At 44.8% G+C, this 22,410-nt stretch carries 16 protein-coding genes; 10 read left to right on the plus strand and 6 right to left on the minus strand.

The annotated features are described in order from the left end of the window. The first annotated feature begins 92 nt into the window (after positions 1–92). From MHZ92_RS09105 to MHZ92_RS09135, 7 genes are all read left to right on the plus strand, one after another. Entirely contained in the window at positions 93–1,226 is a 1,134-nt protein-coding gene (locus MHZ92_RS09105) for an ABC transporter ATP-binding protein (RefSeq protein ID WP_239431369.1), read from the plus strand. Beyond that, the gene (locus MHZ92_RS09110; RefSeq protein ID WP_239431370.1) at positions 1,223–2,119 is read left to right on the plus strand and encodes a carbohydrate ABC transporter permease; all 897 of its coding nucleotides are present in this window, start codon (positions 1,223–1,225) and stop codon (positions 2,117–2,119) included. Before MHZ92_RS09105 ends, MHZ92_RS09110 begins: the two co-directional genes overlap by 4 nt. Positions 2,120–2,121: 2 nt before the next feature. After that, on the plus strand, positions 2,122–2,934 hold the full coding sequence (locus MHZ92_RS09115; RefSeq protein ID WP_370644679.1) for a carbohydrate ABC transporter permease: 813 nt from the start codon (positions 2,122–2,124) through the stop codon (positions 2,932–2,934). Positions 2,935–2,964: 30 nt separating this feature from the next. After that, positions 2,965–4,356, plus strand: a complete 1,392-nt coding sequence (locus MHZ92_RS09120) for an ABC transporter substrate-binding protein (protein ID WP_239431372.1) — start codon at positions 2,965–2,967, stop codon at positions 4,354–4,356. Between the two features lie 116 nt (positions 4,357–4,472). Beyond that, the gene (locus MHZ92_RS09125; RefSeq protein WP_239431373.1) at positions 4,473–6,851 is read left to right on the plus strand and encodes a bifunctional 2',3'-cyclic-nucleotide 2'-phosphodiesterase/3'-nucleotidase; all 2,379 of its coding nucleotides are present in this window, start codon (positions 4,473–4,475) and stop codon (positions 6,849–6,851) included. Between the two features lie 396 nt (positions 6,852–7,247). Then, positions 7,248–7,454, plus strand: a complete 207-nt coding sequence (locus MHZ92_RS09130; RefSeq protein WP_239431374.1) for a hypothetical protein — start codon at positions 7,248–7,250, stop codon at positions 7,452–7,454. A gap of 111 nt (positions 7,455–7,565) precedes the next feature. Beyond that, positions 7,566–8,645, plus strand: coding sequence for a CapA family protein (locus tag MHZ92_RS09135; protein ID WP_239431375.1), 1,080 nt, complete (start codon positions 7,566–7,568; stop codon positions 8,643–8,645). Positions 8,646–8,686: 41 nt separating this feature from the next. Here the strand turns inward: MHZ92_RS09135 and MHZ92_RS09140 are convergent, their stop codons facing one another. The 3 genes from MHZ92_RS09140 to MHZ92_RS09150 all read right to left on the minus strand — a co-directional run bounded on the left by MHZ92_RS09140 (position 8,687) and on the right by MHZ92_RS09150 (position 13,827). Then, entirely contained in the window at positions 8,687–10,852 is a 2,166-nt protein-coding gene (locus MHZ92_RS09140; RefSeq protein ID WP_239431376.1) for a 5'-nucleotidase C-terminal domain-containing protein, read from the minus strand. A 193-nt stretch (positions 10,853–11,045) separates the two neighbouring features. After that, positions 11,046–12,785, minus strand: a complete 1,740-nt coding sequence (locus MHZ92_RS09145; RefSeq protein ID WP_239431377.1) for an N-acetylmuramoyl-L-alanine amidase — start codon at positions 12,783–12,785, stop codon at positions 11,046–11,048. A gap of 139 nt (positions 12,786–12,924) precedes the next feature. Then, complete coding sequence (locus MHZ92_RS09150) at positions 12,925–13,827, minus strand: C40 family peptidase (protein WP_239431378.1); 903 nt, start codon at positions 13,825–13,827, stop codon at positions 12,925–12,927. Between the two features lie 632 nt (positions 13,828–14,459). Between MHZ92_RS09150 and MHZ92_RS09155 the strand changes: the two genes are divergently transcribed. The 3 genes from MHZ92_RS09155 to MHZ92_RS09165 all read left to right on the plus strand — a co-directional run bounded on the left by MHZ92_RS09155 (position 14,460) and on the right by MHZ92_RS09165 (position 18,217). Then, entirely contained in the window at positions 14,460–15,560 is a 1,101-nt protein-coding gene (locus MHZ92_RS09155) for a glycosyltransferase (RefSeq protein WP_239431379.1), read from the plus strand. Further along, a complete protein-coding gene (murJ, locus tag MHZ92_RS09160; RefSeq protein WP_239431380.1) occupies positions 15,557–16,831 on the plus strand; it encodes a murein biosynthesis integral membrane protein MurJ in 1,275 nt (424 codons plus the stop codon). The genes MHZ92_RS09155 and murJ overlap by 4 nt, the downstream gene beginning before the upstream one ends. Positions 16,832–17,113: 282 nt before the next feature. Then, positions 17,114–18,217 (plus strand): amidohydrolase, encoded by a 1,104-nt coding sequence (locus tag MHZ92_RS09165; protein ID WP_239431381.1) that lies wholly within the window; start codon positions 17,114–17,116, stop codon positions 18,215–18,217. A gap of 85 nt (positions 18,218–18,302) precedes the next feature. Here MHZ92_RS09165 and MHZ92_RS09170 read toward each other — a convergent pair whose 3' ends face one another. The 3 genes from MHZ92_RS09170 to MHZ92_RS09180 form a co-directional block, all read right to left on the minus strand. Next, the gene (locus tag MHZ92_RS09170; protein WP_239431382.1) at positions 18,303–19,886 is read right to left on the minus strand and encodes a SulP family inorganic anion transporter; all 1,584 of its coding nucleotides are present in this window, start codon (positions 19,884–19,886) and stop codon (positions 18,303–18,305) included. A 77-nt stretch (positions 19,887–19,963) separates the two neighbouring features. Then, positions 19,964–21,643, minus strand: coding sequence for an ABC transporter ATP-binding protein (locus tag MHZ92_RS09175; RefSeq protein ID WP_239431383.1), 1,680 nt, complete (start codon positions 21,641–21,643; stop codon positions 19,964–19,966). Beyond that, a complete protein-coding gene (locus MHZ92_RS09180) occupies positions 21,640–22,407 on the minus strand; it encodes an energy-coupling factor transporter transmembrane component T family protein (RefSeq protein ID WP_239431384.1) in 768 nt (255 codons plus the stop codon). The genes MHZ92_RS09175 and MHZ92_RS09180 overlap by 4 nt, the downstream gene beginning before the upstream one ends. Positions 22,408–22,410 lie beyond the last annotated feature (3 nt).

A 22,410-nucleotide genomic window follows, 5' to 3' on the forward strand; every position in this document is an offset into this window, starting at 1 on the left:
GGAAGGAATCATGACTTCTTTTATCGAAGTGTGTACCTAGCATTTAATTTCCAGACTAGTTGAATACTACCTGTCAGAAAGGAATTTGATTGATGAAGAGAGTGGAACTGATCGATGTCTCAAAATCGTACGATAAACAAGTGAATGTTATCTCCAATATAAACGTAACGATTGAACCGGGCGAGTTTTTTGTCCTTGTCGGTCCTTCCGGCTGTGGAAAGAGTACGATGCTCCGGATGATTGCGGGCCTTGAGGAAATTACAGGTGGGACATTGAAAATCGGAGAGAAGGTCGCGAATAATTTGACGCCGGACAAACGCGATCTCTCCATGGTCTTCCAAAACTATGCATTGTATCCGCATTTGACCGTTCAGCAAAATATAACGTTTGGACTTGACGTTAAAAGGATGAAGAAAGAGGAGCAACGGAAAAAGGCGCAGGAAGTAGCGAAAATGCTCGGATTGACTGAGTATCTCGAGCGCAAGCCGCGTGAACTTTCAGGCGGACAACGTCAACGTGTCGCTCTAGCGAGAGCCATCGTCAGTGAGACACCGATTTGTCTGATGGATGAACCTTTATCGAATCTTGACGCTAAACTTCGTGCCCATATGCGTTCCGAAATTAGAAGGATCCAACGGCAACTAGGCATTACAATGATTTACGTCACACACGACCAAGTGGAAGCGATGACAATGGGAGATCGGATCATGATTCTCCACGAAGGGAAAATCCAACAAATCGGAAAACCAATCGATATTTATAACTACCCTGCGAATCCGTTCGTCGCGACGTTCATCGGGTCACCGCCGATGAATCTGGCAAAAGCGGAGTTCGACCGATCGACTTCAGAGCTCATCATTGGCAATGCATTGCGGCTTCACGTCCCAATCGACGAAATCGGTAAAATCCCGAAGACAGCGATGACTGTCGGCGTGCGACCCGAAAACTTGTACCCGGCGAAACCGGAAACGAAGGCGGAAGACGTTTTCCAAGTCGAAGTGACGAATGTCGAAGTTCTCGGGAATGAAACCGTCTTTTCTTTCAAACTGGGCGAAGAAGAGTGGATGGCAAAATGGAGCGGCCAATGGCATATTGATATCGGCAACTTAGTACCTGTCCAAATGGAATTCGAGTCATTATCCATCTTTGATGAACAGAGCGGTGAGCTGTTAAAAAAGACGATCGACTACGGAAATTATGTTACGCAACAAGAGGTGTCGCCATGACACGGATTGCGACTTTTTGGAGGAAGTCCATCGACGGCCGGACTGCTGCCCTTTATTTACTGCCATCTATCATTCTATTTTCCGTTTTTGTATTTTATCCGATGTTCCGGACGATCTATTTAAGTTTTTTCCTGACGGATCAAACGGGCAAGGCAGCCATCATGGTCGGATTCGAAAACTTTCAGTATTTGCTCGGATCCTCCGAATTCCAAAACAGTATGAAAGCAACTGGACTATTTGTCATCTATACCGTTCCAATCACAATCATTTTGGCGCTGTTCTTTGCCTTGCTGGCGAATGAAAAATTGAAGGGCATCGGATTTTTCCGGACAATGTATTCTTCGACGATGGGAATATCGGTTGCAGCCTCTTCTGTTATATGGCTCTTCATGTTCAACCCGAGCATCGGGATGTTCAACCGGCTGCTAAGTGTCTTTAATTTCCCGCAAATCCAATGGCTGCTCGATCCGGAATGGGCCTTGTTATCTGTTTCAATCTCAACTATTTGGATGAATATCGGATTTTCATTCCTTATCCTATTAGGTGGTTTGCAAAACATCGACGAACATCTTTACGAGAGTTCGAGAATAGACGGAGCAGGCTATTTCTATCGATTGAGGCGCATTACGTTACCGATGCTGTCACCTACGCTGTTCTTCATCATCACGATTTCCCTCATCAATGCGTTTCAGACGTTCGGCCAGATCGATATTTTGACAAAAGGCGGACCTTCGCAGTCGACGAACTTGATCGTCTATTCGATTTACAGGGAAGCATTTATCAACTATCAGTTCGGCACCGCGAGCGCACAAGCCGTTATTCTATTCCTCATCATCTTGGTTATCACCATCCTCCAATTCAAATTGGGTGAAAGGAAGGTGCATTACCAATGAAAATGCGATTGGCTTCGAAGATATGGATTTATTTCCTATTGATCGTCACGTCGGCACTCGTCTTCTTTCCGGTATTGTACGCATTTCTTATTTCATTCATGACGGCGCCGGAAATTATCCAAGGAAAATTTTTGCCGGAAACATTCAGTTTTGATAACTACGTGAAAGTGTTCAGTCGGCTTCCGTTACTGAACTATTTGTTGAATAGTTTCATCGTCTCCGTTAGCGTCATGCTCGGGCAGCTTCTCGTCTGCAGTCTAGCAGCCTATGCATTCGTCTTTTTCAAATTCAAAGGAAGGGATTTCATATTCTTTTTGTTCATTTCGACGATGATGATCCCGTGGGAAGCGACGATGATCCCGAACGTGTTCACAATTCGCAAGCTAGATTGGTTCAATACGTACCAAGGGCTCACCTTGCCGTTTTTCGCGCTTGCATTCGGTACATTCCTGCTTCGGCAGCATTTCCTCACGATCCCAAAGGAATTGCATGAAGCTTCCCAAATTGCGGGGTTAAGCCGTTTCGCTTTTTTCTGGCGGGTCGTCCTGCCGATATCGAAAACGAGCCTTGTCACGTTAGGGGCTTACGGTTTCCTGACGACGTGGAATATGTATTTATGGCCGCTGCTCATTACGACGAATCAATCCGTGCGGACTGTGCAAATCGGCCTGAAGCAGCTGCAGTCCCAAGAAATCGCAACCGAATGGGGGGTGGTCATGGCAGGGGTCATCGTAGTCATTATACCGACGCTGCTTTTGCTGTTCATCGGACAGAAGCAGCTGCAAAAAGGGTTATCCCAAGGTGCACTTAAGTAATGGGAATCTAATTAAAAGGGGTGCTGGAACTTGAAAAAAATAGTCACTTCATCTTTGTTTTGGATGCTGATTCTTGCCGTTGCCATTTTGACGGCTTGTACGAACAGCGACAGCAAAAAGGAAACGAATGAATCAGCAACGCCGAATAATTCATCTTCCGAAACGGAAGGGTCGAAAGAAGAAAGCGCCTCTACGGGCGAAAAAGTAACAATCGAATTTTGGCATGCGATGTCTGGTACGGGACAGGAATCGATCGATGCCATCGTAAAAGGATTCAATGAATCCCAAGACAAATACGAAGTGAAGGCGGAATTCCAAGGATCCTATGAGGAATCATTGACGAAGCTCCGTGGTGTTGGCGGAACAAAGGATGCACCGGCGATTACACAAGTGTTTGAAGTCGGTACAAAATATATGATTGACAGTGGGTATATCGAGCCGATGCAGAAGTTCATCGACGAAGATAATTATGACCTTTCCCAGCTTGAGGAAAACATTTTGAACTACTACCGTGTAGACGGCAAGCTTTATTCGATGCCATTCAACTCCTCGACGCCAGTTATGATTTACAATAAGGACGCGTTCGAGGCGGCTGGATTGGATCCAGAAAAAGCGCCAGAAACGTTCTCCGAAGTCATTGACGCGGCTGCCAAGCTAAAAACGGATGAAATGTACGGGTTTTCCATGCTGACGTACGGCTGGTTCTTCGAGCAGCTAGTTGCGACACAAGGCGGCTTGTATGTGAATGAAGACAATGGAAGATCAGGGGACGCGACCGAGGCTTTATTCAATGGTCCAGAAGGGCTGAATGTATTCCGCTTCCTCGATACGATGAACAAGGCCGGCACGTTCGGAAACTTCGGAACGAACTGGGATGATATCCGCTCCGCATTCGCAACAGGCAAAGTTGCGATGTACATGGACTCGTCCGCAGGTGTTGCAGGTGCGATTAAAAACGCTCCTTTCGAAGTTGGCGTAGCGTATATTCCGCACGCGGATGAAGTTCAGAGGAACGGTGTTGTCATCGGAGGAGCTTCCTTATGGATGTCGAAAGGGATAGCGGAAGAAGAGCAGGAAGCTGCTTGGGAATTCATGAAATATATGACGACGCCAGAAGTCCAAGCGAAATGGCATCTTGACACAGGTTATTTCGCGATCAACCCAAAAGCGTATGAAGAGCAAAGCGTCAAAGATAAATGGGCTGAATTCCCTCAGTTCAAGGTTACAGTGGATCAGCTTCAAGACACGATTCCTGGACTTGCGACACAAGGTGCGCTCATTTCCGTATTCCCTGAATCGAGACAGCAGATCGTAACAGCTTTGGAAGAACTATACCAAGGAAAAGATCCGCAGGAAGTCCTTGATAAAGCAGCGGAAGGAACGAACCGGGCGATGGAAATCGCAAATAAGACAAAGCAATGACAACAAGCTGTCCGGTAATCAATCGATTACTGGACGGCTTTTTTGGATGAACCGATTGAACAGGTTTTACGTGCATGAAGCACTTAAAATAATAAATAAGTAGGGGAGATGGAACAATGTCTTTCATTCGAAAAGCAGGAATGTGGATCGCTATTTTGGCGCTTGCATTCAGCGGTTTTTCAACGTCTGTCGTACAAGCGGCAGGAGCTCAAGATGTGACGCGAGGGGAATTCATTACAGCCGTCGTCGAAGCACTTCAACTCGAATTGGGAGATGGAAGCACGACAGAATTTACGGATGTTGATGAAGCATTAGCTCCTATCATTGAAGCGGCCCAACAACACGGACTGATTAAAGGCGCTACTACGAACGAATTCAAACCGGACGAGAAGTTGACGCGTGAGCAAGCGTTTTTGATTGCAACCCGTGCAGTGAAGACAGAAGAAACGTATCCTGTTGGTTTACTGGACCGCTTTAAAGATAAAGCTGACTTCAAAACGGATGAACCCGAAGAACTAGCGAAAAGCATCGGTTTGGACCTTTTCAGAGGGTATGAGGACGGTACTGCGAAGCCGCAACAAATTGTAACGAAAGGCCAAGTGAAGAAAATCATCGAAAGAATGCTTGCAGTGTATAACGCTGTACCAGAAGTGGAAGAAACGAATAAGGACGCAGTCGCTTTACGCATTCTCGGCACGAGCGATTTGCATACAAACTTTGTAAACTATGATTATTATCAGGACAAGCCGACGAATGAATTCGGATTGGCAAAAACAGCTCTTCTGATTGAAGCAGCACGTGCTGAAAATCCGAATACCCTTTTATTCGACAATGGGGATTTGATACAAGGGACACCGCTAGGCGCGTATAAAGTGTCCGTTGATCCATTGAAAGAGGGTGAACTTCACCCGGCATTGGCCGTTTTGCAAGCATTGGATTATGATGGCGGCACGTTAGGGAACCACGAGTTCAACTATGGACTTGACTATTTGGATCTAGTATTGGCAGAAGAGCCATTCCCGGTGTTGAACGCCAACGTCTATGATGCTGAAACGGGTGAAAACCGTTATACCCCTTATGTCATCTTGGACAAGGCGGTTGTCGATGGAAACGGAGCAGTACACGAACTTAAGGTTGGTGTGATCGGTGTTGTCGCTCCTGGAATTATGCGCTGGGACCGTTCTCATCTGGAAGGGAAAGTGACTGCGGAAGATGCTGCGGACACTGTGGAGAAATTCGTACCTGAAATGAAAGAGGCAGGCACGGATATTATTATCGTCCTATCCCACTCCGGAATGGGAGATGAAACCCATACGAAAGGGGAAGATGATGTTGTTTATCAAATTTCCCAAATCGATGGAGTCGACGCGATTCTAACGGGGCATAATCACTCCGTATTCCCTGGTGATTTTGCGGACCTCGAAAATGTCGACAGCGAAAACGGAACTGTCAATGGGACGCCTGTCGTTATGCCAGGTAAATTCGGCAGCCATTTAGGCGTCATGGACCTTATTCTTGAAAAAGACGGCGATAGCTGGAAAGTCGTCAGCGGGAAAGGCGAAGTCCGTGCAATTGATTCCGAATCGGATGCAGCTTCAGAAAAAGTAATCGAAGCTGTGAAGGAAGCTCATGAAGGCACGGTCGAGTATGTCCGTAGCCCTGTCGGAAAAACGACAGCTGCGATTACTAGCTATTTTTCACTGGTGAAGGATGATCCTTCGATTCAAATCGTCACCAATGCACAAAAATGGTATGTTGAAGAGCAGTTGAAAGGAACAGAGTATGAAAGCTTGCCGATACTTTCCGCAGGTGCGCCATTTAAAGCGGGTGGACGCAACGGGGCGAGCTACTATACGGATATTCCTGCAGGCGAAATCGCGATTAAAAACGTCGCAGACCTTTATGTGTTTGATAATACGGTGAATGCGCTCGTCATGACAGGCGCGGACGTGAAAGAATGGCTTGAAATGTCTGCAGGCCAATTCAATCAGATCGACCCGGCTTCAACAGAACAGCAGAATTTGGTCAATGGTGAATTCCGCACGTACAACTTTGACGTTATTGACGGTGTGACGTATGAAATTGATGTGACACAACCGGCGAAGTATGATTACGCAGGAAAAACAATCAATGCAGACGCCAACCGTATCGTCAATTTGAAGTACGACGGTAAGGATATCAATCCTGAGCAGAAATTCATCGTCGTAACGAACAATTATCGTGCGAGCGGTAGCTTCCCGGGTGTCATCAATGCATCCGATAAGATCGAGTATGCTTATGAAAACCGTGAAGCGATCATGGATTATATGATTGCGCAAGAAACGATTGATCCATCGGCAGATGACAACTGGAAGTTCGTTCCGATTGAAGCCGATGTAAACATCGTCTTCGAAACATCGGCAAAAGCTCAAGATTTCATTCCAGCCGATAGCGGAATCAAATTCATCGCACCAACAAAAGACGGCTTTGCCAACTTCTCAATTCAATTGAAATAAGTAGAGTGTATGCAGGAGCAGGGAGAATTCCCTGCTTCTTTTTACATGCATACACGCTCAAACCTTGACAAGTGCTCATAAATCCTTGCAAGTGATCATAAATCCCTGTAAGTGATCATAAATCCTTGCAAGTGCTCATAAATCCTTGCAAGTGATCATAAATCCCTGCAAGTGCTCACAAACCCTTGTAAGTGATATCATAAATCCCTGCAAGTGCTCATAAATCCTTGCAAGTGATCATAAATCCCTGCAAGTGCTCATAAATCCTTGCAAGTGCTCATAAATCCCTGCAAGTGCTCATAAATCCTTGCAAGTGATCATAACCCCTGCATTTTAATCCCTCCCGTTGTCATCTCAGGTTAAAAGAGCGGATTATGGGTATTGATAAGGTACAACATGAAAGTGGAGGAGCTGTTCATCATGAAGGACAACCGTTTTCAAACCAATCCCAACGAAGAGAAGGGAGAGGCGTTTACGGGTATGCCGAGCGCTAAGCAATTCCCTGACTTAGAGCCCGAACAAGAGGCGGAAAAGCAAATGGCACAATTCCGGAATTCTACCGAATGCAGAGAAAAGCCAACAGATCATAAATGGGAACAATAAAACTGTGACCTATGTTTCGTTCTTGAGAAGCATAGGTTTTTCTATCTTCCAAAATTTACAAGAGTGGTGTATAGTGAAAAGATACCATTACTTTTGACTGGGGATAGTTGGTTGAAACGTTTTGCTTTATTTACCATTGCCTGCTGTTTTTTATTGACGGGCTGCATCAAAAAAGAAGAAATGATCGTCCATCCTACTAATTTTGGCATCATAGAGTGCAATCCACCTAAGATGAAATTGAATGAAAAGTCATCGGACATCACAATCGGAATGATAGGGGATATCCTGTTACATTATCCGCTCTACACGTACGATAACTATGATAAATCGTTCACTGCCGTGAAAGAGCATTTGATCGGTACTGACTTCATGATTGCTAACCAGGAATCGTTGCCGGGGGGAGTGGAGCTAGGTTTGTCCGGTTACCCGCTGTTCAATAGTCCGAAGCATATTATCCGAGATTTACAAACAAATGGCGTAGATTTACTATCAATCACGAACAACCATACGCTCGATCGAAAAGATAGCGGCCTTTTAAAAGCCATTGGCCATATGAAGGAGTATGGAATGCAATACGTAGGTGCATATGAGTCGCCGGAAGACCGAGAGGCAAAGCGGATCTTCAATGTGAAAGGCGTTCGTATCGGCGTTTTAGCCTACACATATAGCCTGAATGGACTTGCTGTTCCGAAAGGGAAGAGTTACTTAGTTTCATTAATTGATAAAGACAGGATGGAGGCAGAAATTAGGGAATTGGAAGAGGAAGTTGATTTGACAGTCGTCTCTATCCATTGGGGTGACGAATATTCGTTGTACCCATCTTCTCGACAAGAGGAACTGGCGGCATGGCTTGCGGAGCAAGGTGTCGATATCATTTTTGGTCATCATCCACACGTCCTCCAACCTTATACAAAAATCGGCAATACAGAAGTGTTTTATTCGCTCGGTAACTTTTACTCTGCTCAGCAATTCGACTCCACTAACATTGGGGGCATTGCGAAAGTGCAAATTTCGACGATTGACGCAGCGGGAAAACGATATATGGAAGTGAAGAAGTCCACATTCTTTCCGACTACTGTCATCCGGGATGACAAGAAGAGATTCGTTGTCGTGCCACTACAGGATGTGAGTGAAAAGACGATGTTTGATGAGGCATGGGTGACGAACCATGTCGGCCTTCCGCCTGAATGAAAAAATGTCCTCTGCACGAGAGTTGTGCAGAGGACATATTATTATTCTGCTTTCTTCACTTGTTTCGTATTATAAATATAATTGGAAACGATTTTTGCCGCTTGTTGACGAGTTGTGAATTGTTCTGGCATGAACTTCCCTTCATAGCCGGAAGCAATTCCAAGCTCATGCAACATGGAAATCGCATTTACCGTTTCATCGGCGTAGTTGCCGAGGTCGGAATAAGGCGCTTTTGCAGCAGCTGTGTATTTTTCGCCTGTGTAGTTTTCAAATGCACGCTCAAGGATCGAAGCGAATTGTGCACGTGTCACTTTATCGTTAGGCTTGAATTTGCCGTTATCACCTTTCACGATGCCATTTTCGTATGCAGCTGCAATATCAGCTTTCAAGTCATCTGAAAGTCCGTTGAGATCCGAGAATGGCGCTTCACCTTCCGCTTTCAATCCGTTCGCTTTGACGATCCATGAAACCATTTCAGCACGAGTGATATGCTTATTTGGCTTGAACGTAGTTTCTTTCGTCAAAATGTCTCGGTAATGCAGGTCTGAAATATATGGATATGCCCATTGTCCGAGTTTTAAGTCCTTATAAGGAACTGTAGCGATTATGCGTCCTTCAAGGCCAGTTGTAACGTTGCCTAACGATTTGACATGGTTCGCAAGGTTTTCCCAGTCACTGAAACCAGGTTCGATTACACGACCTTCTTCATATGCTTTGCCAAGAGCTGTAAAACCGTCTCCACCTCTAGCGGTGAAAACGTTCGTGGCAGCCTTGTACATTTTGTCATTTTCAACTTCTTTACCGTTGATCTTCAATGAAACGATCCGTTTACCTGGCTCTGCTGTACCGTCAAAAATGACTTGCATGCCAGCGACATGAAGGAAACCGCCGCTCTCTTTCGGGTACTCCTTAACGGAATGCTCGAATGTTTCACGGAGTTCCGCACCGGTCAATTCCATGATTGCAAGGCTGTTGCCGAATGGGAGGACAGTGATGACCTCACCGTAAGTGATTTCACCTTTATCGATAGATGCACGGATACCGCCACCGTTTTGGAACGCGATAGCAACTTCCGGATCTACTTCTTTCGCTTTTTCAAGCATTCCATCTGTAATGATATTGCCTAGATTCGTTTCAGATGTTCGGACACCGCCCAAGTTTCGCAAGCCGTTCAGGAATACTTCTGCAACTCCGCCAGTAGGAGAAACTTTTGTAGCTTCCACTTTTTCAGCATACGGCTTCAGCAGCTCTTCAGCCTCAGCGTCTTTTGCTCCTTCTTTCGTGTCGACTTCATGAAGTACGCCATTATATTCCTTGATGACTCCATTCTCATCGAATGTAATATCCAATTGTCCAAGGAATTTATGATGTTCATTAGCTTGTACAATGACGACAGGGCCTGATTCTCCTTCATGTACATATGGATCCTTTAATGTTGAGTGTGTATGTCCACCGACAATAATATCGATTCCAGGCACATTCTTAGCCAATTCTTGATCGTTATCGACAGCGGAGTTGTCATCAAAACCGATATGTGTCAACGCGATAATCTTATTGATGCCCATCTCTTCAAAAGCTGCCACTGCAGCCTTCGCTTCAGTAATGTAGTTCGTGAATTTAATTTCGCCAGGACTTGAGAGATTGACAGTTTCTTCAGTCGTCAAACCGAAAATACCGATTTTTTCCCCGTCCACTTCTTTTACGATTCCGTTGAAGATTTTGCCGTTTTCAGGCTCGGCAGTCACTTCACGGGATTGAAGCCCTTCAAAGGTGCTGTCTTCCGTGAAATCAACGTTGGCTGAAACGAATGGGAACTCCGCTTTTTTGATGAAGTCAGCGAGTCCTTTATGGCCGACATCCGATCCTCCAAGGTCAAATTCATGATTTCCGAATGTCATTGCGTCATACCCAAAATAATTCAAGAATTCAAGGTCTGCTTGTCCGATAAATTCATTGAAGTAGAGGGATCCCGAGAACACATCTCCTGCATGCAACAATACGTTGTGCGGTACTTCCGCCCGCTTCGCTTTCAATAATGCAGAGAAGTAAGGGATGTTGTCCAACTGCGCATGAGTATCATTCGTGTGGAACACTGTCATTGAGAAATCTTTTGACGCTTCTTCTGCGGAAACGGCAGTAGGAGTGATTCCTGCCATACTGAACAGCAACATGGATGCAGCCGCGCCTTTTACATACTTCTTTGACATAATGCACCTTCCTTTTATGGTTTTTCATTCATCAATATTCCAGTAGAGTTTCAAAGATGGAATAAAGATGAAATTACAGTCAATGATAGTTTACCATTGCCACTAATAAAGAACAAATTAATTTTTAGTAAATTTATAGGTCAAAAGAAAAAGCCGGAAAGAAGTAAAAATCACTTCTTTCCGGCATATTTTACTATTGTATTGCGTAATATTGTACAAGCCCTTGGTAGATTGCTTCTGCATAAATTTCTGCATATTGATCGCTAGATAGTTTTTTGAAATCATCAGGATTCGTGATGAAACCAAGTTCGACAAGGACTGCTGCAACGTCGTTATTTCGAATGACATAAAAACGTTGGTCCTTAACTCCACGATCGTACATATTAGCGTTTTTCACAAGATTTGCTTGAATCTTGCTTGCCAGTTGCCTACTCTCTGAAGCATTCGGATTCGTGGAAGAATCATAGAATACTTCCGCACCTTTTGCTGCAGAGGAGCCTGCTGCATTCACATGAATTGAAACGAAAGCTTCTGCATAATGCTTCTTAGCGAAATCAGTTCGTTGTTCTAATGTTAAGTACGTATCATTAGAACGCGTCAGCAATACTTTTGCACCGGCTTTTTTCAACTTGCTTTCTACGAGCTTTGAAACTTGCAATACAACGTTCTTTTCACTTAATTTATTTTTGGAAGCACCCGGATCTTTTCCGCCGTGGCCGGCATCAATGATGATGACTCTATCTTTCAACGGATTACCAGTTTGGTTGAGTAGCTTCAAGTAGTTTTTATGGACATAGCCAGGACCACTTTGTAAGCGGATTTGAGCCCAATTGCCGTCCAATGAAATGACATCAACTTTCTGTCCCGCTGATAACTTCGCGGTAATAGCAGCTGACGTGCTAGGGGATTTGCGGACGTTCAACACTTTGGCAGTCACTTTCCCGACGAGGCCAGTCGTTTCGGTAGGCGTGTCCCACTCTTCTTCAGGCTCTGTAATTTCAGGTTCTGTAACTTCAGGTTCATCACTTTCCGGTTCAGTCACTTCAGGCTCGTCCGGCTCCTCAGTCGCGACATCATCGGATGGTGTCGTAGTACCGACTTCGACTGTGTACTGGCCGTGGATATACCCATAATTACCGTCAATGATGACGTTCAGCCAATCACCAGTTTGGCCGATGACTTCTACGATCTCGCCATCTTTCAATCGGTTGACAACATCACCTGTCACTGCTGGGTGGCTTCTAACGTTCAAGTTGTCACCGCCCGTTGCTACTTTCGCAAAATACGTTCTAGACGTCTGCTCTGGCAATTTGACAGTTAGCTTAAAGTCGTCATTCAATGCACGTGCAACGAATAATGCAAATTGTGAACGGGTCAAGTAATCATTCGGTAGGAATTTGCCCGCATCACCTCGAGTAACACCACCGTAATACAATCCATTTATTTCTTTTACGTAAGGATGGTCTTTCATGTCAGTGAGCATAAGGGGACGATCGACTGTCACGTTTTCAGAAAGATTGAAGGCGACGGAGAGGGCATAACCCATTTCATCCCGTTTCAATTTTTCATTCGGACCAAAGCTTCCATCGGCTTTTTTCTTGAAATAACCGAGGTCTACAGCGCGGCTCGCAAATTCATATTGCTCTGTGCCGGGCTTTAAGTCTTTGAAGTGAATGTTTGGCGTAGGCATGTCCTTTTTTCCGGAAGCGATGACAAGCATTTTTGCTGCGTGTGCTCGTGTCAAATTGTTGCCGGGATTGAACTTGTCGGCTTTATTGACAATTCCGAGTTCCGCTATGTAATGTACTTGATCATAGTATTCCTTACTAGGTGAAATGTCCGAGAATTTGAACTGCGCCGAAGATTGACCAGGGACGATGGAAACAAGAGCGAAAAACAGTAAAGCAACAGCTGCCCATTTAATCGTTTTCATGGTGTCCTCCTAAATAAGATGTAGATTAAGTTTACCAGTGTTCATGTCGTAAATCCATAGAAAGTTTACTATTTTAATAGAATCCTGTCGAAAAAAAACGGGTGTCCAATTTAACGGAACACCCGACTTACTAAGGCTATCAATGAAGGCGATCAAGAATCTTCTGGAATTGCTTTTCAGTCAATTTATCGTTCAGACCGAATGATCCATCTTCATATCCGCTAGCAATATTGTTATAGGCTAGTATATTGATATATTCATTAGCCCAATGATCGGCAGGTACATCACTATAGGAAGTGTTTGCGGAACCTTGAAGTCCGAATGCTTCCACTACCACTTTCGCCATTTGTGCACGAGTCAATGAATCATTGGGATTGAATTTACCGTCATTTCCTGTAAAGAGTCCGGCGCTTGCCACTTTTGCAATCGCATCGTATTGCGGGTGATCCGCAGCTACGTCGGTGAATGAAATGTCGGTAGTTTCAGTTTCAAGTCCAAGCTCTTTTACGAGAGTCTCTGCAATTTTTGCACGAGATACATAGACTGGAGCTTTCTCGGTTGCCGTTGGTTCTTCGAAAGCAACAGCTTTATCCGGTGTGAAATCCGCTACGCGACGAGCGCCCAAATAACGTTTCCCCCAATATGCGGGATCGTTGATGGAAGAAATCATCACGCCTTTTGATGTTGAAGCATGGATGAATCTGTTGGAGCCGATATAGATTCCTACATGTGAAACTCTGTTCCCGAAAGTGTTGAAGAAGACGAGGTCTCCTGTTGTAAGATCGCTTTTCTTAACAGCTGTTCCCATAGCAAACTGTTCACCAGTCGATCTTGGAATTGTAATTCCTTGCTTTTTAAAGACGTATTGCGTATATCCTGAGCAGTCGAATCCGGAAGTGGTTGTGCCTCCATAGGCATAAGGCGTTCCTATATAGGCTCGCGCTGTATTGACGAGCGAAGTAGGTGAATTCGCCGAAGCCATGTTTGGTACGGTTGTTGACAATAAAAGGCATGCGAAAAACAGCAAAAACATTCTCTTCATATGGTCCCCAAATTCCCCTTTCGCACGTTTACTTGCACTGTGCTTTATCTGAGAACATCCTACCATAGCTAAACATTCATTTCGGTTACAGTTACATTACAATAACATTACATCGTTCGACGCATGTCGAAAACCCAATCATATCAACGTTTCCTAAAGAGTGAATTTTTGTGATAAACGTTTTTTGTGTTGAATAAAAACCTATAATTCGTCAATTTTCTCCATTTTATTAGGTAATTCACCTTAATTTATTACAATAGAGAATATGTATTATGACAGTCATATTACAAAATAGTTAGAACCATCTCTGATTCTAGTAAAAGTCGTTTTTTGACTTTGCTTACACTCTACTTTTGGAAAAAAATATAAATAGAGATATCCTCAGCCTGATTGAAAACGCTTGTCAAGGAAGGCAACCTAAAAGCGCCACGTCCTGTGGCAACGGTTGCATGACTCGCATCCTGCGAGCCCGCGCGAAGTGGAGCGAAGACGCGAATAGAACTTAAGTTCATGAGCGGACGAGCGACACGAGCAACAACGGATGCGAGTGTTTGTCAACAGGCTGAGGTGCAACCATCTATATGGTATAATCGTTCAATATAAGAATTACTTGTAGATGGGATGAGAACTTAATGCGCAGAATCGCTGTTTTCAGCAATATGTATCCTTCGGAAAAACATCCGACTTTCGGTATTTTTGTCAAGAACCAAGTCGAGCTATTACGCTCAAAAGGAATTGAAGTGGATCTCATTGCAATCGATGAGCCAGGAAAAGGAAAAGTCGCCACATTAAAAAAATATGTAGCTTGGTTTCTCAAGTCAATCGGTTTTTTATTAAAAAATAAAAATCATATATCACTCACGCATGCTCATTATGCATTTCCGACAGGAGTTCTATCCTTGATAGGGAAGAGACTGTTTGGAATCCCATATGTCGTCACCGTCCACGGCGGGGATATCGACAAAATGGCTGCGAAAAGTGCTCGTATTGCGAACTATACACGGAAAGTACTGCAAGGCGCAGATACCGTCATCGTCGTTGGAGAGCGATTGAAACAGGACGTCATCACGAAGTTCGGTGTGAAGGAAGAACATGTCCATGTGATGAGCATGGGCGTCAACACGGATATCTTTAAACCGATGCCGAAAGAGGAAGCTCGTCAACAATTGGACATCCCTTCGAATGAAAAACTTCTATTATATGTCGGCAATATGATTGAAGCAAAAGGCGTTCTTGATTTGGTCGATGCGTTTGAGACCGTTCAGAAAGCTCATCCGAATGCATCTCTTCACTTCATCGGCTCTAGCAAAGATGAAAATTTTATGGAAAGATTTAAAACACGGCTACAGTCGGATAATCATAAGATCACCCATCAAGAACCGCTGTCCCAACAACGAATCGCAAAATGGATTGCGGCTGCGGACGTTTTCGTACTTCCTTCCCACCATGAAGGATTCGGGCTCGTCGCACTGGAAGCGATGGCAGTCGGAACAACGGTTGTCGGAAGTGATGTCGGGGGGCTTTCGTTCCTTCTTGGCAATGAAGCAGGTATCCTCGTTGAACCGAGAAATCCGGATTCGCTTGCTGCAGGCTTGCAACAGGCGTTGGAAGAGCCGTCTGACACGAGAAAGACAATCGCAGAAGAAACCGTCGCAAAACATACGTATCATGTCATTGCCGAACGATTGATGGCCATCTATGACGCTGTGTCGAAAGGAAAGAGTGTAAAATGAGTAGAATGATGAAAATCATCGGCGCAGTCGCCATCATTAATATCGTTGCCCGTCTTTTCGGGTTCCTTCGGGAAGTAGTTATTGGAAAACAATTCGGGACGTCTGTAGCGGCAGACGCCATCGCAACCGCTTATACGATACCGAATTTTATTTATCTAGTTGTTGGCGGTGGACTAACGACAGCTTTCATTTCTGTTTATCATTCTTCCAAAACCGACAAAGCGGTATTCGTTAGAAAAATGTTGACTTCGGTGTTAATGGCGGCAACGATTATTACAGCACTTGTTCTCATCTTTGCAAAACCAATTTTTCAAATACTATTAAACCCAGACCAGTTTGAATTAACGTATCCGTTGTTTTTATGGATGATGCCATCGACAATAATTCTTGTGCTCTCAACTTGGCTAAGTGGATTGTTGAATTTGAATGATAAGTTCAAGCTATCAAGCATTGCTATTCTCGTTTACAATGCAGCGTTTGTCATCATTTCTGCTCCTCTTGTCAAATGGTACGGTACAATGGCATACGGAATCGGAGCATTGTTGAGTGCAGTACTCATGGGCATTTTCTTATTTGCCGGAATTAAGCGTAGCAGGCTGTATTCATTAAAGCCTGCTTTCGGCAAGTCGGAAGATGTAAAACGAGTTTGGATTATTGCGTTGCCAATTCTTTTAGGCGGCGCATCGATGCAATTCTATGCTCTCATTCATAGGGCCGCCGCCACAGGTTTAAGTGAAGGGGCAATTTCAGCAATTAACTACGCCTCTAAACTGAGCAACTTCCCTCAAGCGATCATGATGACCGCTGTTACGACCGTCATCTATCCAATGCTGAGCAAGAAGGAAGGTGAAGGGGATCACGAAACGATCAAGAAATTGTACAAAAAAGGATTGCTTCTGTTGGCAGCCTTAATTGCGCCAGCAACTGCAGTCGCTTATTTTTTCGCAGATCCGCTCGTCCGTCTCGTTTTCGAACGGGGGGAATTCGGCGAGGCATCGGTGTTAATTACGGTTCCAATTTTCAAGGCGTTCGCATTGTCAATGTTCTTCCTCGCGGGGACAACGTATGTAACACGTTTTTATTATGCTAAAGGCAATTCAATATTGCCGGTAATCTTTAGTCTTGTTAGCGTTCTCGGAATTAATATCGCCATCATTTATCTGTTCATTGATTCAATTGGTGCGCCAGCAATTGCATATGGAACCGTCATCGGCTCAGCTTTCAACTTCATCATGCTCATGATCTACGCAAGACTGAAATGGAAGCTATAATAATCTTTCATAAATCCCGCCGCAGCTCGACTGCATGCGGGATTTTCTTTTATCAAAAACGCATAAATTTGAAAACCTGCGCATAAACACCTCTAAAAACGCATAACTTCCGATACGTACGCATAAATCCCGGAATTCGCGCATAAATCACTACGTATACGCATAAATCCCAAAATCGACGCATAAACCGCGATACAGTATAAACTCCATCTATTATTCATTGCCAAATTGCGATATTCTGAATGAAAGAAGAAACTAGTTAGCGAATAGGAGAGAATGTCAATGGCGATAGAAAAACAAATAGGGGAATGGTTTGCGCATTTCCACGCAAACCCTGAGGTCAGCTGGAAAGAAGTCGAAACGACTAAGAAAATAGCAGAAATCCTAACCGACATGAAGGTGAAGCATCATACTTTCGATGACGTAACAGGGGTAGTTGCTGAAATCGGAGAAGGGGATCAGATCATTGCAGTCCGTGCTGACATCGATGCGCTTTGGCAAGAAGTGGACGGCGTTTTCCGGGCGAACCATTCATGCGGGCATGACGCCAATATGTCAATGGTGCTCGGCGCGCTTTCCTATTTACTGGAACAACAAATCGGAAGCCGCATTCGGTTCATTTTTCAGCCTGCAGAGGAAAAAGGGAATGGAGCAAAGTCGATGATCGAAAGGGGAGCCGTTGACGACGTTTCGCACTTATTCGGCGTCCATCTCCGTCCGCAGGAAGAAATTCCGTTTGGCAAGATTTCACCCGCGATTCATCATGGGGCAGCCATTTTCCTTGAAGGGAAAGTGAAAGGGATCGATGCTCATGGCGCGAGGCCGCAGCAAGGCAAAAATGCACTTGATCCGATATTCGCGATTGCACAGTTTTTGAAAACGATTCATTTTTCGCCGTATGAAGCATATTCCGCAAAATTGACGAAAGTCCAAGCAGGTGGAGACAGCTTGAACATCATCCCGGGGAACGCCGTTTTTGCAATTGACGTGCGAGCACAGTCGAACGCAGTGCTGAACGAATTGCAAGGGCGAATAGATGGAGGAATCCATTCGATTGCCCAACTGTACGGTGTCGATATCGAATTGAACTGGTCGGACTATACGCCTGCAGCAGAAGTATCTGAAGAAGCTGCTTCCATTGCGAAGGATGCGATTATCGAAGCTGCTGGGGAAGGGGCATTTGCTCCTGCCATTATTACATCCGGCAGCGATGACTTTCATTTCTATACGATTCACCGCCCTGACTTGAAAGCGACAATGATTGGCGTCGGTGCGGATTTAGGCCCTGGACTTCACCATCCGGACATGACATTCAATCGGGACGCCCTCGATTTAGGTGCAAGAGTACTCGCGGCGACATTGGCAAAAGCTTCATTTATGGAATAAAAGAAATCACTCCATATCCCAGACGGTTTGTCGGGAAATGGAGTGATTTTTGTTTATTAGTTTTCCGTAAGTCCTGCATAAGCAATTACATGAAGAAATTCTCTTCCCCGATCCGGTCGTACAGTCCGCTCTTTTTAAACAACGTAAGCTTCTGTTTCGGCAATTTCTTTACAATGATTCTTACATTCTTTTTTGTTGCTCGATCCACTAATGCGGAAAGGGCGGCTTCACCTGTCGCGTCAATCATTGAGAGGTGCTCAAAATCGAGGATGATTTTCGATGTGCCTTTTGAAAGCATATCAGGCATTTTATCCTCGAACGGTTTTGCAGTTCCGAAAAATAACGGCCCTTCAACGATGAATTTCGTTACATCTTCACCGAATTTATGAATTTCAACGTCGGAAAGTTTGCTTTCAGCAATATAGAGTTTGCCACTCATCTTACGCAAGAATGAAATGGCGGCTAACAGAATTCCTACTTGAACCGCGACAGTCAAATTGATGAAGATCGTCAAAAGGAATGTCGTTACAAGTACGATCGAATCACTGCCCCTGACCGATAAAATATGAAGAAATGCCTTGCGGGCACTCATATTCCATGCAACGAACATTAAAATAGGCGCCATGGCGGCCAACGGAATATAGGAAGCGAACGGCGCAAACACCAAAATAAAAAGTAAAACGAATACGCTTTGCACCATACCGGAAACAGGGCTGACCGCCCCTGACCGAATATTCGTCGCTGTACGCGCAATCGCACCTGTTGCTGGGATACCCCCGAATAGAGGAGAGACGATGTTCGCAATACCTTGCCCGAACAATTCGCGCTTCGAATCATGCTTCGGACCTTCTTTCATACCATCCGCTACGACTGCCGACAAAAGCGACTCAATCGCTCCAAGTGCAGCAATAATCAAAGCGGGCTGCCAAAGGTTTACGAGTTTGGACAGTGTAATCGTCGGAAATTGAAAGCCCGGTAAAGTTTGAGGAATTCCACCGAAGGCCGTACCAATCGTTTCCACTTTTCCGGGGTAGAGCAGCACGGATATAATCGTTGGAATGATAAGTGCGAAAAGGAGCAAAGGAAGCCGAGGCGCCACTTTCGGCAAAATGAAAATCAACGCGACTCCGATCACCGCTGTAAGGACGCTATAGATATTCACCGTATGAAGATGTCTTGCTACCTCAATCATATTTTCATGGAAAAATTCTTTGCTTTCCATACCTGTGAGACCAAGGAAATTCCCAAATTGACCGGTAAAGATGATGATGGCAATTCCCGAAGTAAAACCGATCGTAACAGAGCGGGGGACGTAATGAATGAGATTGCTGATCCCTGCAAAACTCATAATGACTAGAAAAATACCAGCTAGAAAACCAGCTATTAAAAGATCCTCATAACCATATTGAAGAACGATAGCAAGGAGAATCGGGATGAAAGCACCCGTCGGTCCGGCAATTTGAAAACGGGAACCGCCGAAGAGGGCAACGAGAAAACCGGCAATGATGGTCGTATACAAGCCATATTCCGGTTTAACACCTGAGGCAATTGCAAAAGCCATCCCGAGTGGAATGGCTACGATGCCGACAGTAATCCCTGAAAGTAAATCTTTTCGAAATCCTGCCGCATTATAATCAACAAATCGCTGATCTTTGAACAAGTTGGTCACACTTCTTCCACTGTTTTTGTAAAAACATTTCCTATCATTATTATAGGCGACAAACGCAGTGATGGCAAGGTCTCCCTTTAATTTCCTGCAGTACTCCTCGCAAGAAACTCGCTCTCTTTCAACACGATCTGCTCATATCCTAAACTGCGGACGAGCTTTGTAATATGTGGCTGTTCGACCCGGGCAATCCGCAAAGCTTCCTCTTGTGCAAATGCAGTGCGTGTCAGTCCATCGAAAAGCATTTTACCGTTGCTGAAAATGATTGTTCGACCGAACGTTTCTGCAACAAAATCCATGTCATGCAAAATACAGATGACAAGCTTGCCTTGTTCATAAAGCAAATCGATGATCTCCTTCACCTTTGCCTTTCCGCGCGAATCCTGTCCAATCGTCGGTTCGTCGAAAATGACAACATCGGTATTCATCGCAAGAATGGACGCCATGGCAACCATTTTTCGTTCCGCAAGGCTCAAGTCATACGGATTTTCATCCGCTTTTTCAAGAAGCCCGACAAGTGTTAACATCTTGTTGGCGTTTGCCAGTGCTTCTTCCTTAGACTGGCCGATATTCAAAGGTCCGAACATGACTTCATCAATCACTGTATTTTTAAAGATCTGGTCGTTCGGGTTTTGAAAAATGAGTCCGATGCGACTTGCCAATGCAGCAGCCGTTGTTTTGGAAATCAGGGTTCCGTCTAGTTCAATCTCGCCGGCATCCGGTTTCAATAAAGCCTTCAATAATTTTACGAATGTCGTTTTTCCTGCACCATTCTGCCCGATGATTGCAATGGGCTCGCCTTGCAAAGAGACATTCAGCCCATTGATGACGTCCTGTCCTTTCTCATAGCCGAAGTGAAGATTCCGCACGATAAGTTCAGCAGTGTCCTTCTCTTTCAATCTTGATTCAACTTCTGGTGCAAATTGAATGTCAAGATTCGCAGGCATTTGCGTTAGCGAAATCGGGTAAAGCCCTGTAGCATCATCTCGCATGCCGAGAGTCCGGGCGATTTTTGCATAAACGGGTGGTTCCACGCCGAAATCATTCAAATCATCCCTCGAAAAGATTTCTTCCGGCGTTCCGTCCTCAATCAGTTTTCCGTTATGCATTAAGAGGATCCGATCTGCATATTCCGCAAGCTTCTCCATTTTTTGCTCGGCCATAATGATCGTCATACCTTCCTGCGCCAACTTTTCAATGACGTGGAACACTTCCTCAGTGCCTTCGGGGTCAAGCTGAGAAGTCGGTTCATCGAGTATGAGGACGTCAGGTTTCATGGCGATGACGCTTGCAATAGCGACCCGTTGCATTTGTCCACCTGATAGGGAAAATGGATTTTTCTCTTGCAACTCTTCGATATCGAGCAGTCTCATGCTTTCCCGAATCCGTTCGTGCATCACATCACGTGGGATCCCTTGATTCTCAAGGCCAAACGCAATTTCATCATAGACCGTGAATTTAGCGCCAGTCATTTGCGAGAATGGATTCTCAAAGACGAGCCCTACGTTTGCCGTAATTTCGCTAATTTCATGCGTTAGGACATCCATGTCACCAATGTATACATCGCCGCCATAAGCCCCTTTGAAAAAATGGGGAACTAGTCCGCTCAACGCATAGCATAACGTCGTTTTTCCAGCAGTGTTCATCCCGACAATCCCGACGAATTCACCCTTTTCGACGGTGAAAGAAATGTCATTGAGTGCAAATCGGGAACTGGCTGGATATTTATATTTCAGATTCTCCAAACGCAATACACTCATGAAATGACCCTCCAAACGATGACAGTGATAAAGAAGGCGACCAATGCAATCCGTAGTGGAATGCCATACCGGTAGTCTTCCGTCTCATTTAAAAATGTTCGTTTCCCTTTTCTGTTGAAACCGCGTATTTCAAGTGCAATCGATCGCTCGCGTGTTTCTGTCAGTGAATTGAGGACGACGGGACCGAGAAGGGGAAGGAAGGATTTGAATCGCATCCACAACCCGCCTTCCGTCTCCATGCCGCGAGCCCGTTGTGCATCCGTTATTTTGCCGGTCAACGCGACCATTTGTGGGATGATTTGCAGCACTGACAGCAACACATAGCCGAATCTCGGCGACAACCCTTTTTGCAACAGTGCTTCCACAAGATCATCTGGCTTTGTCGTCAAAATGAGTACTCCGAAAGCGGATACCATATTGACGACACGAAGCGTGATGAGAAATGCAATGGAAAACCCTTCTTTGTAAATCGAAAAAGGGCCGACTTCGAACAGCACGGTTGTCCGATCGGGATGAAAAAATCCTTGCACGATAATGATCGATGCAATCAACAAAAAGCTGACCCCGATCACCGGCAAAATGGACTTGAACACTTTACCGGTGAGCAAGATAGCGAATGTAAAAAGGAGAATCCCTAAAACGACCAGATGATCCGAAACAAGATAGGTCGATGCGATGGAAATGAAGACGAATAATAGCTTTGTCAAAGGATCTACACGATGGACCGGAGAATCCCTTTGAACGTACAATGTCATGTTGTTCATCCG

The organism is Sporosarcina sp. ACRSL, assembly GCF_022346605.1.
In the GTDB taxonomy this organism is placed as follows: Bacteria; Bacillota; Bacilli; order Bacillales_A; family Planococcaceae; genus Sporosarcina.

Coding starts and splice junctions, on each gene's coding strand:
- MHZ92_RS09105 (WP_239431369.1), top strand. CDS start 93: ATGAAGAGAGTGGAACTGATCGATGTCTCAAAATCGTACGATAAACAA.
- MHZ92_RS09110 (WP_239431370.1), top strand. CDS start 1,223: ATGACACGGATTGCGACTTTTTGGAGGAAGTCCATCGACGGCCGGACT.
- MHZ92_RS09115 (WP_370644679.1), top strand. CDS start 2,122: ATGCGATTGGCTTCGAAGATATGGATTTATTTCCTATTGATCGTCACG.
- MHZ92_RS09125 (WP_239431373.1), top strand. CDS start 4,473: ATGTCTTTCATTCGAAAAGCAGGAATGTGGATCGCTATTTTGGCGCTT.
- MHZ92_RS09130 (WP_239431374.1), top strand. CDS start 7,248: ATGAAAGTGGAGGAGCTGTTCATCATGAAGGACAACCGTTTTCAAACC.
- MHZ92_RS09140 (WP_239431376.1), bottom strand. CDS start 10,852: ATGTCAAAGAAGTATGTAAAAGGCGCGGCTGCATCCATGTTGCTGTTC.
- MHZ92_RS09145 (WP_239431377.1), bottom strand. CDS start 12,785: ATGAAAACGATTAAATGGGCAGCTGTTGCTTTACTGTTTTTCGCTCTT.
- MHZ92_RS09150 (WP_239431378.1), bottom strand. CDS start 13,827: ATGAAGAGAATGTTTTTGCTGTTTTTCGCATGCCTTTTATTGTCAACA.
- MHZ92_RS09155 (WP_239431379.1), top strand. CDS start 14,460: ATGCGCAGAATCGCTGTTTTCAGCAATATGTATCCTTCGGAAAAACAT.
- murJ (WP_239431380.1), top strand. CDS start 15,557: ATGAGTAGAATGATGAAAATCATCGGCGCAGTCGCCATCATTAATATC.
- MHZ92_RS09165 (WP_239431381.1), top strand. CDS start 17,114: ATGGCGATAGAAAAACAAATAGGGGAATGGTTTGCGCATTTCCACGCA.
- MHZ92_RS09175 (WP_239431383.1), bottom strand. CDS start 21,643: ATGAGTGTATTGCGTTTGGAGAATCTGAAATATAAATATCCAGCCAGT.
- MHZ92_RS09180 (WP_239431384.1), bottom strand. CDS start 22,407: ATGAACAACATGACATTGTACGTTCAAAGGGATTCTCCGGTCCATCGT.